Genomic DNA, 14,851 nt, shown 5'->3' on the forward strand with positions numbered 1-14,851 from the left:
GCGCGCGCCCGCGATAGAATGGAGTCCGGGTAGATTGCCTGATTCTACGCGTACCCGGACCAGAAGCGGAGCCGCGGTGAGGCGGCTCCGTGCAGGGCAAAGTGGAAGGCAGTTGCCTGATCCTCAGCACAAGGTCAGGCTATAATTCGGAGGAGCCGCCCGAAGCAACCTGGTAGCGTGATGCCGGCTTCCCGCTTTGCGTCGCTGCAAAAAGCTTGTTTCGTGCTACATCGAAAGAAGCCCAAAGCTCAAGGTCCTCTACCGACGGCATTGTCACGAGTTCACCTTTGTCGAGGCCCAAAAGGGCCGCGTCAACGAGGTCTGTGGTCGTCATGACCACGTCTGGATCAAATGCTGAAAGAGGGATGCCCGCATGGTCGTAGAACTCCGTTGCGGTCCCGGCAGGCAGCACCACCTGCACCTTCACCGCGGTTCCGGCCAATTCTTCCTGAAGGCCCCGGCTGAAGCTTAGGACAAATGCTTTCGTCGCGCTGTAGAGCGATGTTATCGGCAGGGAATGTAACGCCATCACCGAAGCGATATTGATGATCGCGCCGCTGTCGCGGGCGATAAAGTTGGGAAGGGCTGCACGTGTCAACCGCGTCAAAGCGGTCACGTTCAGCGCGATCATGGAGATCGAATCTTCATGCGAAATGTCCGTTGTTGTTCCGAGCTTTCCATTTCCCGCGTTGTTCACGAGCAGTGTGATGCGACTGTCTGAACGCAGGGTATTCTCGACCTTTGTGATACCGGATTCCGTTGTGAGATCGGCCTCGAGAACCTCCACGTTTGAACCATGTCGACAGGAAAGGTCAGTTGCGAGTTTGTCGAGCCGATCCAGTCGTCGGGCGACCAGAATGAGATCATATCCCCGGTGTGCAAGGCGGTCGGCATACCCAGCGCCGATGCCGGAGGACGCACCGGTGACGAGAGCCACTGGCTTTTCATGGTTGGTCATATATCGCTCCATGTTTTATAATGATCGTTAAACAACACAGCTTGACGATCGCTGTCAAACATTATTTAATGACCGTTATGAAACCTAAGAAATCACCCGGTGGCGGTCGCCCTAGAGAATTTGATCGTGACGCGGCATTGGAGACCGCGATGCGGCTGTTTTGGCGACACGGCTATGAAGGTGTCTCGTTCCAACAACTCACCGCTGCCATGGGAGTTGCGGCACCCAGCCTTTACGCTGCGTTCGGAAACAAGAGCGCGCTTTATCTCGAAGCCGTCGACAGATATCGAAGCCTGCGAGGCGCCACGGATCTCTCCTTCATGGATGTATACGAGACTGCTGACGATGCAGTGCTTGCTCTCCTTATCGCAACGGCACACGGCCTGAGCGATCCGTCCACCGAAGCGGGCTGCATGCTCAACATGGGCATGCTGACAAGTCATCCGGATCACGCCGAGATTGCAGCGCAGCTTTCCGAACGTCGAACGGCCTTCACAGCGTTGCTCGCAGGAAAGCTGCAGCGCTGGCTCGATGAGGAAGCCGCCGCTGACAGGGCAGTTTATCTTTCCGCGGTTATTCAAGGCATGGCAGTACAGGCCCGCGACGGGGCCGGTCGCGAACGGCTGGAAGGGCTTGCCAGATTGGCTGCCAAAGCCATCAGTTGATCCCCGCCAAGGAGCAGCATGCGGCGACGCCTGGCGGTTTATCAGGTGTCACCAATCCCGTCGGGATAGCTCACGCCGCTTCTTTGCTGGCGAGTTGCGCCTTGACGGCGGGGATCACTTCTTCGCCGTACAGTCGGATGCTTTGCATGAGATATGTGTGAGGAAGCGTTCCCGCGCTGTATTTAAGCTGGAACCGTTCAGCCCCCAAAGTATGGAGAACGGGAGCCAGCTTTGCCGCCACCGTCTCCGCTGATCCGACATAGAGCGAACCGTTCTCGATCTCTGCGACATATTCGTCCATGGTAATTGGGCCCCAACCGCGTTCTTTTCCTATTCTGTCGCGCATCGCTCGATAGTGCGGCCAGAACTCGTCCCTTGCTTGCTCGTCGCTGTCGGCGATGTACCCAGGCGAATGGATGCCAAAGGGCAGCGGTTCAAAGCCGAGCTTTCGTGTCGCCTCGTGGTAGAGATCGACATAGGGTTTGAAGCGATATGGGCTTCCACCGATGATGGCGAGCATCAGAGGCAGCCGGTACTGCGCAGCGCGTATCACGGAGTTGGGACTGCCGCCGACGCCAATCCATGTCTTCAGTCGACCGGTTTCCACGTGCGGGAACACGCTCTGCTCGCTCAATGGCGGCCGGGTGGTCCCGGACCAGCTTACCGGCCTCTGCTCCAGCAGGTCGGAAAACAGGTCCAGCTTTTCCTGAAAGAGAGTTTCGTAGTCGCTGAGTGAAAAACCGAACAGCGGAAAGGACTCGGTAAAGGAACCGCGGCCGAGGATCGCTTCGGCACGACCGTTCGAAACAGCATCGAGGGTGGAAAAGCGCTGGAAGACCCTGATGGGGTCATCCGAACTCAGCACCGTCACGGCGGAACCCAGCTTTATGCGGGAGGTCACGCAAGCACGATTTCGGGGGCGGACACGGCAAAATCTTCACGGTGGTGCTCGCCAATACCAAAGAAGTCGATGCCGAGCTGATCGGCAAGAATGGCCTCCTCGACAAGATTGCGGATGACTTGCGCGTGATGTTCCGGCTGGTCGGCGTTATCAAGGGTAACGTCCCCGAAGGTGTCCAGACCGAACTCGATGTTCGTGGTTTTCATTTTGTTTCCTTTCGACGCCTGTCCAGTCGCGCCGGATTGAAGGTCACGACCTCGCTTTGGAACATAAGAATTCCAATCTCCAGGTCGATCGGCCTAATCTCCGATCATGAGGCTGGAAATGATCGAAAAGCTCTACATGAGAGTTGCGCGGTTCGGTCTCGGCCTGGCTTTCGGAGCCTGAGTGCGGGGGAGAGCCGCCCGACGGGCGGGCGGCTCCATTCTTCAATCCTTCAGCAGGGTCAACGCGACGAGCGGCTGTCCGAAATGCTGCAGAGAGCCAGAAGTTTTGAAGCTGCCGAGATCGGAAGGCGCAAAACCAAGGCGAGCGATCAGGTCAGCGACCTTCGTGCGCGCTTCCGGAAGGTTCCCGGAAAGGAACAACACGCGTCTACCGCTTTCCTTGACCGGATCCGCAGCCAGAACAGCGGCCGGGAGCGTGTTGAACGCCTTCACGAGCTCAGCACCAGGGAACAGTTCGGCGACAATTTCCGACGACAGGCGGCCGCCGAGATCGCGCGGCTTGAACGCAGGAAAATCGATAGCGTTCGTCGCATCGACGATGGTGCGGCCTTCCCAGTCCGATTTTCTCTTAGCGACTTGCGGTACAGCATCATATGGCACTGCCAAAATAATGACGTCGGAATGAAGAGCTTGCTCCAGTTCCGCAGCCTTCACCGTGCTACCAAACTTGTCGGTGATCGTCTGTAGCGAAGCCGGACCGCGTGTATTGGCGATAACGGCATCGATGCCTGCGGCGTGGAAACGTTCTGCCAGTGCAGAGCCGATCGCGCCAGAACCAATGATTGCATATGTCGTCATGGTCGTTCTCCTTTGATAGGCTGAATTTGTCAGTTGAAGTTGTCGGGGAGGGGAATGAACTCGTCGTCTCCCGGCACGCCGGGGAATTGCCGTTCGCGCCATAGATTGGCGGCATGGCGGATGCGCTCTTGATCGGTGGCTACGAAATTCCAGCGGATGAAACGCTTTTCCGGAAGCGGTTCTCCTCCAAACGCAAGGAACCGGGATGGTTGCCTCGCCTTCACTACGATTTCTGCGCCGGGCTTGAACACGATCAGACGGTCAGGCCCGTGGGTCCCGTCCTGACCGGTGATCTCGATTGCACCGTCGACGACGAAGATCGCTCGCTCGATATGCTCGCCATCGATCCTATACCGGGCGCCTGCCTGAAGCTGAATGTCGGCGGAAAACAGATCAGAGAAGGTGGCGGTGGGTGCGCGCCGGCCGTGCAGGGTGCCGGCGAGAAGCTTCATGTTGATGCCCTCGCCACTGACCGTCGGCAATTCGTTGACGCTTAGGTGCTGGAAACGTGGTGTCGTCTCTTCGGACTGTTTCGGAAGAGCAATCCAGCTCTGCAGGCCTGCGAGCTTCCCTCCGTCCTTGCGAATGTGCTCCGGCGTGCGTTCAGAGTGAACAATGCCGGAGCCGGCCACCATCAGATTGACTTCGCCCGGGCTGATCGATTGTACGTAGCTTTCACTGTCACGATGCAGCAGTTCGCCTTCGAGAAGATAGGTGAGGGTCGATAGTCCAATGTGCGGATGGGGGCGGGTATCGATCCCCTCGCCGGCCCCAAAACGAACCGGTCCGAAACTGTCGAGAAATATGAACGGACCAACCATCTGGCGCATGGCCGAAGGAAGCGCGCGGCGGACAGAGAAACCTCCAAGGTCTCGGCTCGAAGGCAAGATCACCTGTTCGATATCAGCGTTCGACAAATAGGACATCGTCAGCTCCGACGGTTGAATTTCGATGAGCTGAAAATAAGTCCACTAGACGTTTCGGAAAACTCAGATAATTTCGGCGGAAACGATCGAGGAATTCGAAATGTCAGATCCCGGCCAGCCGACGCTGGATCAGCTAAAAGTGTTCATCACCGTGGTTGAAACCGGGAGTTTCGCGGCCGCATCCCGCAAGCTTAACCGAGCCACCTCGGTCATCAGCTACACGATCGCCAATCTTGAAGCGCAACTGGGCGTGACGCTGTTCGATCGGCTATCGACGAAGAAGCCGCAGCTAACCTTGGAGGGCAGGACAGTCCTTGCTGAGGCGAAGAGCGTTGCTCATGGCATCGATAACCTCCGTGCCAAGGTGAAGAGCATGCTTCGCGGCGTAGAGCCGGAGGTTCACCTCGCACTTGATGTCATGCTGCCCGCCGCGCGCGTCATGGATGCGCTGAAGGCGTTTCGGAAGGAGTTCCCGAGCGTATCGCTTCGCTTGTATGTTGAGGCGCTCGGAGCGGTCACCCAGATGGTGCTGAACCGAAACGCCGGGATCGGCATTAGCGGCCCGCTCGATGTCGAAATCGCCGGGCTTGAACGCATCGGCGTGGGGTTCGTCAAACTGATACCGGTGGCCTCGCGTGACCATCCGCTGGCGGGCGGTTCACATCCGCCCGGAGCCGCACGAAGACACATTCAGTTGGTCCTGACCGACAGGTCTCCGCTCACTCAGGGACATGAGTTTGCTGTTGTCGGAAATCACACGTGGCGTCTGGCCGACCTGGGCGCAAAGCATATGCTTCTCAAAGAGGGCATTGGTTGGGGCAACATGCCCGAGCCGATGGTACGTGATGACATCGTGGCGGGTCGTTTGGTGCAGCTTGACCTTCCCGATTGCAAAGGCGGCCCCTATCGCCTTCAGGCAGTGTATCGCACTGATGCGCCCCCTGGCCCTGCGGCCAGTTTCCTGGTTGACCATTTCCGAAGTCAGGATGTGGATGAGCCCATCGCCGCTGCTTAGCAGACGCGTTGACCCCCTCTTCCGGCTTCGACCGCTTGGCGTGGGCACGAGCGTACTGTCATTCTCGATATGGGGAACGACGTCCTCAATGAGCAGAAGAGATGCCTGGTTCGCAATTGAACGGGCTGGGCAGTCGACAAGTTCAAATGTTTCGGCCTGACGCCGAAGCCCGGCCGTGCCGCTGATCGAGGAGTGCCTTGCCAGCATGGAATGCGCAGTCGATGCCCGTGAAGCCCATAACCTATTCATTCTGGATACTGAGCGGTTATGGATCGAGACTGAGCGCAAGGCGTAGCTTGCATCACCGCGGCAACCGTGCCTTTGCAGCCGAAGGCAGGTGCTCGGTCTAGAGGGCGCATGGTAAAATGGCGTCACGTTCCGAGGCGACGCCATCGCTGTCTTTAGCAGTCGCCGGGCAGGAAAGCGGCCCGGCAATCATCGAGTTCAAGCGCATTCTCGTGGATAACGGCGACCTTTGAGGGGGCATTGGCACTGCCGGTCCACCGATCGAAGTTGGTCGCTAGCAACAGCAGCAGGACGACAGCCATCGCCACAGCTTCCACCAGCGACGGGCTGAGGCGCCGGCGGTGGGCCTCCTCGATCGTCTCGAGATTCCGGAAGGCGGGATGAAGTTTGTCACAATCGGACATGACGGTTTCCTCCGAGCATCAAGGGATAAGCACCATCGGACCGCTGCTGCGGCGTTCGAGAATGTCGGCATGGGCGCGCTGCGCTTCGGAGAGCGGATATTTCCGCGCGCTGATCTTACCGAACACACCGGTGCGCCAGGCATCGAACACCTCGTCGGCAGCGGATTGCAGGTTGGCCTTCGTCACATGCTGCCCGGTGCTGCCGCGCACGAGGCGAATGCCGCGACGGCTGAGTTCCGCCTCGTCGATGGCGGCGCCACCGGATGCGGCGCCGATCACGGCGATCGTCCCGCCGTCACGGATGGAGCCGAGCGTCGATGCGAAAGTCGTTGCTCCCACCAATTCATAAACGACATCGACGCCATTGGGAGCGAGGCTGCGGATGTGGTCGTTAAGCGCGAGTGTTTCATATGCAAACGCATGGTCGACCGCCTGCTCCAGATCGGCGAGCTTGCGGCTCGAACCGGTTCCGATGACCGCTATGCCGCGCGCCCTCAGCCAGCGGGCAAGCAGATTGCCGACGCCGCCCGTCGCGCCCTGAACGAGCACGCGGGCGTCTTTGTCGGGCTTCGCCATGGCATTGATCGCCATCCACGCGGTGAGGCCCTTCGTAAGGATTGTCGCTGCCTTCTCTGCGGAGATGTCGTCGGGCACCTTCACGAGGACGTCTTCGCTGACAATGCGCTGGGTGGCATAGCTGCCGGGGGCGAAGAAGTAGGCGACCCGGTCGCCAGCGGCGAAGCGGGTCACGCCCGGTCCGACCGCTTCCACAGTGCCGGCACCCTCCACGCCGGCGACGGCAGGCAGGGCGACCTTGAACGTTCCATCCCGGAACATGGTATCGACGAAGTTCACGCCGATGGCTTCCTGTTTGATCAGAACCTCGCCGACGCCCGGGGCGCGGGCATTTTCCTGCTCGATGCGCAGGACGGACGGGCCGCCCCACTGGCTGTATTTGACGACGTAGGACATGGTCTTCTCCATTAGGCAGGCATGACCTGCCGCCAAGCGGATTCAAATGATGAGGGTTTGCCGTCGCCTGAGACGGCCGGCCTCGGGGTTCTAGCCCTCGAATGCCGAGCTGGCCCAAGCCTGGCACCGGACGGCAATGTCCTGATGAACCAGCACGTTCGGCGTTTTATCGCCGATTCCCTTATGGGTCAGAGGACGGCCAGCAGGCCGCCATCTACGAGGAGGGCGATGCCCGAGACGTAGCTGGAGAGGTCCGAGCCGAGATAGGCCACAGCGTCGCCCACTTCGGAGGGCTGGCCGAGGCGGCGCAGCGGGGTGCGCTTGCGAAAGCCTTCTGAAGCCTCGGCAATGCCGGGGCTAGTGCGCAAAAGCTCGGTGTCGATCGTGCCAGGTGCGACCGCGTTGACGCGGATACCGTCCGGGCCGAGCGCGTCGGCAAGCGATTTTGCCATCAGCACGACGCCGCCCTTGCTGGTGGAATAGGCCACGGTGATTCCGGCGCCGGATATGCCGCCCATGCTGGCCATCAGCACAATGCTGCCGCCCTTGCCGTTCGCCTTCATTTGCCTGGCAGCGGCCTGCGCGCCGAACAGCGGGCCGTCGAGATTGATCGACAGCAGGCGGTGGTAGTCGTCTTCCGGCACGTCGGCGCCATCGGTGCGGAGCGTAATGCCCGCATTGGCGACCATGACGTCGACGCCGCCGAACTCGGCCGAGGCTTCGACGAGCGCATCGTTGTCGGCGCGTTTGCTGACGTCGGTCTTGACGAAGCGGGCGGCCGAGCCGATCGCCTCGATCTCCTCGACCGTAGGCCGGCCGCCTTCGCGCGGGGCCTCGGTGATGTCGGCGACGATCACGGCCTTCGCCCCGTGTTCGGCGGCGCGGATGGCGATGGCGCGGCCGATGCCGCTTGACGCGCCGGTCACGATGACCACCTTGTTCTTCAGAATGTCACTCATGGCACTGTTCCTTCAGAAAAATGGGATGGCTCAGCCCTTCGGCTGAAGCTGGAGGCCGAGCTGGCCGACGAGCGAATAGAGATTGGCGACGCCCCAGTGTTCGGTGATCTTGCCGTCGACGACGCGCATGGCATCCACCGTCTCGAACTGGATCGTCTTGCCGGTTGGTTCAATGCCGAGGAAGGTTCCCTTGTGGGTGCCGTAGTAGGTCTTGAAGGTTGTCACGAGATTGCCGTCGGCCGTTTGCCAGTGGATGACCGCATGGAAATCCGGAAAAGCCTTGCGCAGGCCGGCATAGAGGCCGCGCACGCCTTCCTTGTCCGGCACCATGTTTGGCTGCGGCGTGTGATCGAGAAAATCCTCCGAAAAGACTTCGTCGAAGATGGCGAAATTGCCCTTTCCTTGCACCTCTTCGGTGTTCCGGCGGACCACTGCGATCGCCGCTTCGCTTTCTGCACTTCTGGTCATGGTCTTATCCTTCGATGTCAGGGGTCAAAGTTCGAAGCCGCCGATGGTCATGCCGCCATCGACGACGATCATCTGGCCGAAGACGTAGCTTGCGGCCGGGGAGCTCAGCCACACGGCCACTTCGGCGAGCTCGCGCGGCTGTCCGCCCCGCTTGGCGGGGATGGCTTTCCGTGCAAGATCGGCGAAAGCCGGGTTCTGGGCGCTGTTGGACACGACCATCGGCGTTTCGGTCCAGCCGGGCGCGAGTGCATTGACGCGGATATTGCGGCTGGCGTTTTCCATCGCCACGACGCGGGTGAGGCCGTGGATGCCGTGTTTGGAGGCGGCATAGGCGCTCATGCCGCCAGGTCCGGTCAGCGCGGCAACGGAGGCGGTGTTGGTGATCGCGCCGGCGCCGGTCTTGGCGATCAGCGGAAGCTCATATTTCATGCCGAGGAAGACACTGCGCAGATTGACGGTCAGCACCCGGTCGAAATCCTCGATCGGGTAGTCCTCGATGCGGTAGGTGCCGCCGGTGATGCCGGCATTGTTGAATGCTGCATCCAGCCGTCCCGCATCCTTTTCGATGCGCGCAAGGAAGGCCCTCACCTGCTCTTCGCTCGAAACGTCGACACCGAAGATCTCGATTTTCCCGGCTGCGGAGATGTCCCTGGTCTCCTCAAGGCCGTCCAAGTTGAGGTCGGCCGCGAAAACATGGGCGCCGCGCTCGACAAACAGCCGTGCCGCCTCCCGGCCGATCCCCGAGCCTGCGCCGGTGACCAGTACCACTTTGCCGTCGAAATCCGCAGACATGGCTTCGCTCCTCGCCCGCCCGTGCGGGACGATGTTTCCGGTTGATTGTTGGGGGAGTGGGGCCGGAGACGTGAACCTCCGGCAGATCGGCTTAGCTGAAGACCTTGATAGCCGCGGCCGCCACCAGTTCGCCCTGGTGACGGGCGCCGGCGAGGTCGATCTCGGTCGGCCGGCGCGATCCGTCGCCGCCGGCCACCGTGGTTGCACCATACGGGGCACCGCCGACGATCTCCTCGGCACTCATCTGGCCCTGGTGGCTATAGGGAAGGCCGACGATCATCATGCCGAAGTGCAGGAGATTGGTAATGATCGAGAACAGGGTGGTCTCCTGCCCGCCGTGCTGGGTGGCGCTGGAGGAGAAGGCGCCGCCGATTTTGCCGTTCAGGGCGCCGCGCGCCCAGAGGCCGCCGGCTTGATCAAGGAAGGCTGCCATCTGTGAAGAGATGCGACCGAAACGGGTGCCGGTGCCGACGACGATGGCGTCGTAATCCGCAAGTTCCGCGACGGTGGCGATCGGTGCTGTCTGGTCGAGCTTGAAATGGTTGTTGCGGGCAATCTCCTCCGGAACAGTCTCGGGGACCCGCTTGACATCGACCTGAGCGCCAGCCTTGCGGGCGCCGTCTGCGATGGCATAGGCCATCGCCTCGATATGTCCGTAGGTCGAATAATAAAGGACCAGTACCTTCGCCATTTTTGTTCTCCTTTGATTTGAGGCAGTCGCCCTTGCGGCTTGGCAAAAAACTCGCATCGAACCGCTTGGGGGAATAGTCGAATAAAATGATTGGTTACGGTCGAAAAAATCGAACGATATAGCGATGGCTGCATTTGTTCGGACGTTCTATTTAATCGACCATAACCCTCGAATCTTTGCCGCTGTTGCCGATTTTTTAGAGGTATAGCTTTCTCGACGACGCAAGAAGCGGTGCGATCGAGGGAGCCGGTCATGGATTTGCGCAGACTTCGCCACTTTGTTGCCGTGGCTGAGGAACTTCATTTCGGTAGGGCCGCCGAGCGGGCGCATGTCGTTCAATCGGCCATCAGCCAACAGCTAAAGCTTTTGGAGGACGAACTCGGTTTCACCCTCATCCGGCGTTCGCGCCAGGATGTTAGCCTGACTTTGCTGGGCGAGGTTTTTCTACCCGCGGCGCGCGAAATCCTGCAACGAACGGAGGAGGCGGTGCGGCGGCTGAAGGCATCAGCGAGCGGCATTGTCGGACGCCTGTCCATCGGCTTTGTCGATAACGTCCTATGGACGCTGCTGTCGCCCATCCGGGATTTTCGTGAGCGCTGGCCGCATGTCGATCTGAAGCTCATCCCAATGGACCGGGACGTGCAAGTGGAGGCAATCGCCGCCGGTACGGTCGATATCGGCATCATTCCCGCCCCCTCCCATCTTGCTGCGGCCGTCAAGACGGAGGTGCTGATATCCGCGCCGCTCATGGTCGCGCTACCATCCGCGAACGTGCTGGCATTGAGGTCCAAGGTCGAGATGGCGGAGCTGGCAGCGGAACCCTTCGTGACCTTTCCCTGCAAATGAACAGCCGCATTCTCGATCTGCTGAAGACGGCCTGTGCGGGTGCGGGTTTTGCCCCGCGCGTGACGCAAGAGGGCGGACAATTGCACACGCTGCTCTCGCTCGTCAGCGCCGGACTTGGCGTGACGCTGGTGCCGAAATGGGTGGCGAAGCTTCCCCAGCCAGGCGTCGTGTTTCGCGATCTTGCGGATTTTTCCACGCCCTATGAACTGCTGCTCGCCTGGAAGGACGACGAACCGAACCCGTCGGCCGTCACATTCCGCGAGGGGCACATGATATCGTGCACATGGCACTCAGCGGCACGCCGCGCGCCGGCAGGCTCTGATCTCGAATCCCGATCACGAGGTCATTAATCATCGCCTGCAGACATGCATAGGGGTTGCGGCGGCGGCAATGTCGGGAAGGACGGTAACAATGTGGTTGAGTGCTCCGGCAGGGGCTTCCCCCGTCGATTCCTCAGACGGCCCTCGAGGTCGAGCACGGCGCGGCCGGCATCGATGACATTTGTGCCGGGACCAACGAACCGCCGGATTTCTGGCAATATGTACCGAGCATCAGGGATGAGGCCTTTTTCGGACACCGGCCGACGACGCGGGAATGATCCGAGTCATAGCCGCGATGGGTAGCGAGATCGAAGTCGACCAGGCCGACAACAGCACCAAGCACCACAGCGGCACGCGTTTCAATTCGTCCGCTTTGGCGCCTGTCCGCTGTGGAACGGGCACCAGGCCTTCGAAAATCCCGGCCGAATTTTCGGCCAGCTCGCCGAAACGCCGGACGGGGTGCGTTACTCTGCCTTTCCACGCATGTTTCGCGCGGCGGTCGCCAACACTATGTGCTGGCACTCAGCTGTGAGGTTTCCTGCGCAGACAGTTTCCACGGTTTGAAATTCGACCGCTATTTCCTGGCGCATCTGCGAGCGCACCCAATGCGGCAGCCGCGCCGTGCCACCCTTGAAAGGGCGGCTGGTAATGGAGCACAACAAGCGCCGAGCTATCCCTGCTCAATCCGCCCAGCGGGCGAAAAACTGTCGTCCTTCGTGCTTCCCGAACATTTGCTTCGAGCTACCACGACGGGAGAAAACAATTCGTGCTTGGATTTCAGCGGTCAGCCAGTCGTTTGTGCCCCTAAAGCGAACCGCGCTCATAAAAGCGCAAGAGCCCGATGATGGTAGCAAGCGTGCGAGAGCAGCATTTGTTCGAGGCCCCTAGTCTGGCTGTGTCCGATAAAGGACATTCCAACCAGGAGAGCGAAAATGACTGTGAATCAAGTAAATGAAGTCGAAGGCAAGGTGGCTATCGTAACGGGTGCCGCGAGCGGAATCGGCAAGGCAACTGTCGAACTGCTGCGTGCGCGCGGCGCGAAAGTCATCGCCGAAGATGTCGATCCCGACGTGAGATCGCTAAAAGCGGACGGAATCGTGCCTTTGGTGGCCGATATTTCCAGGGATGGCAGCGCCGAGGAGGCTGTCGCGCTTGCTCTGGAGCATTTCGGAAAGCTCGACTTGCTGGTCAATAATGCGGCCCGCATCGTCTACAAGCCCGTCGTGGAGATGACTCGCCATGATTGGGATTATGTGATGGAGACGAACGTTACCGGTGCTTTCCTTCACTCCCGCGAAGCGGCGAAGGTGATGATCAAGCAGAAGAGCGGAGCGATCGTGAATATCGCGTCCTATGCCTCCTACTTCGCCTTTCCGACAATCGCCGCCTACACGTCGTCCAAAGGCGCGTTGGCACAGTTGACCCGGACGTTGGCGCTGGAGCTTGCCGAGCATGGCATCCGCGTCAATGCGATCGGCTCGGGTGATGTCGTCACCAACTTGCTGAACAGCTTCATGGAAGACGGTCCCGGCTTTCTCACGGAGCATGGCAAGGGTGCGCCGATCGGCCGTGCCGCCCAGCCGTCGGAGATCGCGGAAATTGTGGCGTTCCTCGCGTCCGACCGCGCAAGCTTCATCGTTGGCTCCGTCGTGATGGCCGATGGCGGCTATAGCGTCCAGATCAAGTAAGGAAGGGGCCATTGCCCGAAAATTGTTAGTGGTCCGTAAATTTCGGGGCCTTCGGCAGCTATTTGCCGATGGCCCCGGAAACCTTATGCCTCACGCCACAGACGTGGTGTCCGCTCTGGTTCGGTGTTCCCGTCGAAAGCGCTGAACATGCGCGATAAGCGCCCGCAGCTTGGGCGCCATGTTGCGCCGGCTGGGGAAATAGAGAAAGAGCCCCGGAAAGGGCGGCAGAAAATCCTTCAGCACTGAAATCAATTCGCCCCGTTCGAGATAGGGTCGAAACGTCTCCTCCAGCGCAAATGTGATACCGCCGCCGGAGAGCGCCGTCCGCATCATCAGGCGCAGGTCATTGGTCGTTATCTGGGGTTCGACGGAAACATCGAAGGCTTCTCCCTCCTGCACGAATTCCCACCGATATGGTGCAGTGTCCGGCGCTGGGCGCCACCCGATGCAACGATGATGAATCAAATCCCTTGGGTGGGTCGGCAATCCATTGGCTTCGAAATAGGCCGGGCTCGCCACGACGACTTCCCTTTGTTCGCCCGATAGCGGAATGGCCACCATATCCTGTTCAATGATGTCCCCCAGACGTACCCCCGCATCGAAACCGGCGGAGACGATGTCAAACGTGTCGTCCGTCACCGTCACATCCAAGACAATATTGGGGTAAGCCTCGGCAAACGACGCAATGAGCGGGCCAGAGAGAAATTCTTCGGCAATCGAGGTCGCCGCGATGCGAAGCACGCCGTGGGGGTTGACGTTGCCGCCGACGTCTTCAAGCGCGGACAGGACCTCGGCCAGGGGGCGAGAAAGCGTGTCGCGAAGGCGCTCGCCCGCTTCAGTGAGCCTGACGCTGCGCGTCGTGCGCGTGACGAGCGCGATCCCACAGCCATCTTCCAACCGCCGGATGCCCTGACTGACGGCCGAGCGCGTAACACCGAGGCGAGCAGCGGCGGCCACGAAGTTCGCCTCCTCGGCCACCGCGAGGAAGAGGGGTAACAGGTTTAAGTCGATTGTCATTGTCGCGTCCTGCTAACCAATATGGTTATGTATAATGGGATACCGACGACAATCAACGCCGTCTATCCTTCTTTCATCCCACAACGCACAAGGCGAGTGGAGATCGAAACCCACCCAGGATGAAAGGAAGAACGATGACCTCTTTGAAGCTTATGCTGGCTGCAGCCGCCATTGCTGGCGCATTCACAGCTCCGGCCGCCGCCCGGGACGCCGCTTGCCCCCAGCAGGGCGACAAAGCTCCCTTGTCGCTCCACAAGAGCTGGATCATGACGGGATGGGAACGGCATGAGGGTGATCCCCGCTTCGTATTCGCCGAGAAAATGCGCGCATATTACGACCTGGAGAACACCACCGGCGTTTTCTACGATAATTTTGCGCCCGGTGAGAAACAGCTCTTCCGCAATGCGGCCCGCTACGGTGCAAACTGGGAAGACCTGCAGAATGCGGCACGGTCCGTTGCCCACGGCCTGACCGACGGGCACGATGAGATCATCGGAGACAGCGTTGCCTCGACCACTCTGGGCTTTGTCGGCCGGATCGAACGCCTCGACGGAAAAGTGATTGCTTTCGACGGTCGTTCGCAGTTGGGTTGGCAATGCGTGAAGGGGGCATGGAAGATCCGCCATGAGCTGAACTACGCCTGGACGGTCGAGCCCAAAACAATCGAAAACTTCCTGGGGAAGGCACAATGACCGGGAAAACCTCACCACACCCCTATGCCGGCATGTGGGTCACGGCCGATGGCAACATCCGGCACGCGCTTCTGCCGAACGGCCGCTACGACGAGGCGCGCGGGCAGCGCGAAAGCGCCTATCAGGGGCGCTATGAAGTGACCGGCGACCATATCGAATACTGGGATGATACCGGGTTCACGGCGGATGGCGATTTTGTCGATGGCGTGCTCTATCATGCGGGCATGGTGCTGTATCGCAAACCGTGAAGCATCCCCACGATCAGA

At 60.1% G+C, this 14,851-nt stretch carries 17 protein-coding genes and 2 pseudogenes; 8 read left to right on the top strand and 11 right to left on the bottom strand.

Features of this window, described 5'->3' with window-relative positions; translation table 11 throughout:
* Window positions 1-139 precede the first annotated feature (139 nt).
* On the bottom strand, window positions 140-958 hold the full coding sequence (locus ASD01_RS11605; protein WP_034799841.1) for an SDR family NAD(P)-dependent oxidoreductase: 819 nt from the start codon (window positions 956-958) through the stop codon (window positions 140-142).
* A 41-nt stretch (window positions 959-999) separates the two neighbouring features.
* Between ASD01_RS11605 and ASD01_RS11610 the strand changes: the two genes are divergently transcribed.
* Window positions 1,000-1,623, top strand: a complete 624-nt coding sequence (locus tag ASD01_RS11610) for a TetR/AcrR family transcriptional regulator (RefSeq protein WP_244495231.1) — start codon at window positions 1,000-1,002, stop codon at window positions 1,621-1,623.
* 70 nt (window positions 1,624-1,693) lie between these two features.
* On the opposite strand, the pseudogene ASD01_RS11615 reads toward ASD01_RS11610, so the two are convergent.
* The 3 genes and pseudogenes from ASD01_RS11615 to ASD01_RS11625 all read right to left on the bottom strand — a co-directional run bounded on the left by ASD01_RS11615 (window position 1,694) and on the right by ASD01_RS11625 (window position 4,475).
* A pseudogene (locus tag ASD01_RS11615) lies at window positions 1,694-2,730 on the bottom strand (LLM class flavin-dependent oxidoreductase).
* Between the two features lie 222 nt (window positions 2,731-2,952).
* Complete coding sequence (locus tag ASD01_RS11620) at window positions 2,953-3,651, bottom strand: NADPH-dependent F420 reductase (RefSeq protein ID WP_156623645.1); 699 nt, start codon at window positions 3,649-3,651, stop codon at window positions 2,953-2,955.
* The gene (locus ASD01_RS11625) at window positions 3,579-4,475 is read right to left on the bottom strand and encodes a pirin family protein (RefSeq protein WP_060644014.1); all 897 of its coding nucleotides are present in this window, start codon (window positions 4,473-4,475) and stop codon (window positions 3,579-3,581) included. The genes ASD01_RS11620 and ASD01_RS11625 overlap by 73 nt, the downstream gene beginning before the upstream one ends.
* Window positions 4,476-4,575: 100 nt before the next feature.
* On the opposite strand from ASD01_RS11625, the gene ASD01_RS11630 reads away from it, so the two are divergent.
* Window positions 4,576-5,490 (top strand): LysR family transcriptional regulator, encoded by a 915-nt coding sequence (locus ASD01_RS11630; RefSeq protein WP_034799859.1) that lies wholly within the window; start codon window positions 4,576-4,578, stop codon window positions 5,488-5,490.
* 401 nt (window positions 5,491-5,891) lie between these two features.
* Here ASD01_RS11630 and ASD01_RS11635 read toward each other — a convergent pair whose 3' ends face one another.
* From ASD01_RS11635 to wrbA, 6 genes are all read right to left on the bottom strand, one after another.
* On the bottom strand, window positions 5,892-6,140 hold the full coding sequence (locus ASD01_RS11635; protein ID WP_034799861.1) for a hypothetical protein: 249 nt from the start codon (window positions 6,138-6,140) through the stop codon (window positions 5,892-5,894).
* 18 nt (window positions 6,141-6,158) lie between these two features.
* On the bottom strand, window positions 6,159-7,112 hold the full coding sequence (locus ASD01_RS11640) for an alcohol dehydrogenase catalytic domain-containing protein (protein WP_060608723.1): 954 nt from the start codon (window positions 7,110-7,112) through the stop codon (window positions 6,159-6,161).
* Between the two features lie 188 nt (window positions 7,113-7,300).
* Window positions 7,301-8,071, bottom strand: a complete 771-nt coding sequence (locus ASD01_RS11645) for an SDR family oxidoreductase (protein WP_034799866.1) — start codon at window positions 8,069-8,071, stop codon at window positions 7,301-7,303.
* A 30-nt stretch (window positions 8,072-8,101) separates the two neighbouring features.
* Entirely contained in the window at window positions 8,102-8,539 is a 438-nt protein-coding gene (locus tag ASD01_RS11650) for an ester cyclase (protein WP_034799869.1), read from the bottom strand.
* Between the two features lie 24 nt (window positions 8,540-8,563).
* Window positions 8,564-9,331, bottom strand: a complete 768-nt coding sequence (locus ASD01_RS11655; RefSeq protein ID WP_060644016.1) for an SDR family NAD(P)-dependent oxidoreductase — start codon at window positions 9,329-9,331, stop codon at window positions 8,564-8,566.
* Window positions 9,332-9,422: 91 nt separating this feature from the next.
* Window positions 9,423-10,022 (bottom strand): NAD(P)H:quinone oxidoreductase, encoded by a 600-nt coding sequence (gene wrbA / locus ASD01_RS11660; protein WP_060644017.1) that lies wholly within the window; start codon window positions 10,020-10,022, stop codon window positions 9,423-9,425.
* A 258-nt stretch (window positions 10,023-10,280) separates the two neighbouring features.
* On the opposite strand from wrbA, the gene ASD01_RS37230 reads away from it, so the two are divergent.
* The 4 genes and pseudogenes from ASD01_RS37230 to ASD01_RS11675 all read left to right on the top strand — a co-directional run bounded on the left by ASD01_RS37230 (window position 10,281) and on the right by ASD01_RS11675 (window position 12,876).
* A complete protein-coding gene (locus ASD01_RS37230; RefSeq protein WP_210173930.1) occupies window positions 10,281-10,868 on the top strand; it encodes a LysR family transcriptional regulator in 588 nt (195 codons plus the stop codon).
* Entirely contained in the window at window positions 10,865-11,218 is a 354-nt protein-coding gene (locus ASD01_RS37235; protein WP_060644019.1) for a LysR family substrate-binding domain-containing protein, read from the top strand. The genes ASD01_RS37230 and ASD01_RS37235 overlap by 4 nt, the downstream gene beginning before the upstream one ends.
* A gap of 283 nt (window positions 11,219-11,501) precedes the next feature.
* A pseudogene (locus ASD01_RS37555) lies at window positions 11,502-11,866 on the top strand (short-chain fatty acyl-CoA regulator family protein); the annotation flags it as partial.
* 254 nt (window positions 11,867-12,120) lie between these two features.
* Window positions 12,121-12,876: an SDR family NAD(P)-dependent oxidoreductase gene (locus ASD01_RS11675; protein WP_034799873.1), complete on the top strand. Its 756-nt coding sequence runs from the start codon at window positions 12,121-12,123 to the stop codon at window positions 12,874-12,876.
* Window positions 12,877-12,966: 90 nt separating this feature from the next.
* Here ASD01_RS11675 and ASD01_RS11680 read toward each other — a convergent pair whose 3' ends face one another.
* Window positions 12,967-13,893 carry a LysR family transcriptional regulator gene (locus ASD01_RS11680; RefSeq protein WP_034799874.1) on the bottom strand — a complete coding sequence of 309 codons (927 nt, stop codon included), beginning with the start codon at window positions 13,891-13,893 and terminating at the stop codon, window positions 12,967-12,969.
* 134 nt (window positions 13,894-14,027) lie between these two features.
* Here ASD01_RS11680 and ASD01_RS11685 point away from each other — a divergent pair, with 134 nt between their 5' ends.
* On the top strand, window positions 14,028-14,585 hold the full coding sequence (locus ASD01_RS11685) for a hypothetical protein (protein ID WP_060644020.1): 558 nt from the start codon (window positions 14,028-14,030) through the stop codon (window positions 14,583-14,585).
* Window positions 14,582-14,833: an Atu4866 domain-containing protein gene (locus ASD01_RS11690; protein WP_060644021.1), complete on the top strand. Its 252-nt coding sequence runs from the start codon at window positions 14,582-14,584 to the stop codon at window positions 14,831-14,833. The genes ASD01_RS11685 and ASD01_RS11690 overlap by 4 nt, the downstream gene beginning before the upstream one ends.
* Window positions 14,834-14,851: the final 18 nt, after the last annotated feature.

Origin of the sequence: Ensifer sp. Root423 (genome assembly GCF_001426275.1) — a bacterium.
In the GTDB taxonomy this organism is placed as follows: domain Bacteria; phylum Pseudomonadota; class Alphaproteobacteria; order Rhizobiales; family Rhizobiaceae; genus Ensifer; species Ensifer adhaerens.

Coding starts and splice junctions, on each gene's coding strand:
- ASD01_RS11605 (WP_034799841.1), bottom strand. CDS start 958: ATGACCAACCATGAAAAGCCAGTGGCTCTCGTCACCGGTGCGTCCTCC.
- ASD01_RS11620 (WP_156623645.1), bottom strand. CDS start 3,651: ATGGCGCGAACGGCAATTCCCCGGCGTGCCGGGAGACGACGAGTTCAT.
- ASD01_RS11625 (WP_060644014.1), bottom strand. CDS start 4,475: ATGTCCTATTTGTCGAACGCTGATATCGAACAGGTGATCTTGCCTTCG.
- ASD01_RS11630 (WP_034799859.1), top strand. CDS start 4,576: ATGTCAGATCCCGGCCAGCCGACGCTGGATCAGCTAAAAGTGTTCATC.
- ASD01_RS11635 (WP_034799861.1), bottom strand. CDS start 6,140: ATGTCCGATTGTGACAAACTTCATCCCGCCTTCCGGAATCTCGAGACG.
- ASD01_RS11640 (WP_060608723.1), bottom strand. CDS start 7,112: ATGTCCTACGTCGTCAAATACAGCCAGTGGGGCGGCCCGTCCGTCCTG.
- ASD01_RS11645 (WP_034799866.1), bottom strand. CDS start 8,071: ATGAGTGACATTCTGAAGAACAAGGTGGTCATCGTGACCGGCGCGTCA.
- ASD01_RS11650 (WP_034799869.1), bottom strand. CDS start 8,539: ATGACCAGAAGTGCAGAAAGCGAAGCGGCGATCGCAGTGGTCCGCCGG.
- ASD01_RS11655 (WP_060644016.1), bottom strand. CDS start 9,331: ATGTCTGCGGATTTCGACGGCAAAGTGGTACTGGTCACCGGCGCAGGC.
- wrbA (WP_060644017.1), bottom strand. CDS start 10,022: ATGGCGAAGGTACTGGTCCTTTATTATTCGACCTACGGACATATCGAG.
- ASD01_RS37235 (WP_060644019.1), top strand. CDS start 10,865: ATGAACAGCCGCATTCTCGATCTGCTGAAGACGGCCTGTGCGGGTGCG.
- ASD01_RS11675 (WP_034799873.1), top strand. CDS start 12,121: ATGACTGTGAATCAAGTAAATGAAGTCGAAGGCAAGGTGGCTATCGTA.
- ASD01_RS11680 (WP_034799874.1), bottom strand. CDS start 13,893: ATGACAATCGACTTAAACCTGTTACCCCTCTTCCTCGCGGTGGCCGAG.
- ASD01_RS11685 (WP_060644020.1), top strand. CDS start 14,028: ATGACCTCTTTGAAGCTTATGCTGGCTGCAGCCGCCATTGCTGGCGCA.
- ASD01_RS11690 (WP_060644021.1), top strand. CDS start 14,582: ATGACCGGGAAAACCTCACCACACCCCTATGCCGGCATGTGGGTCACG.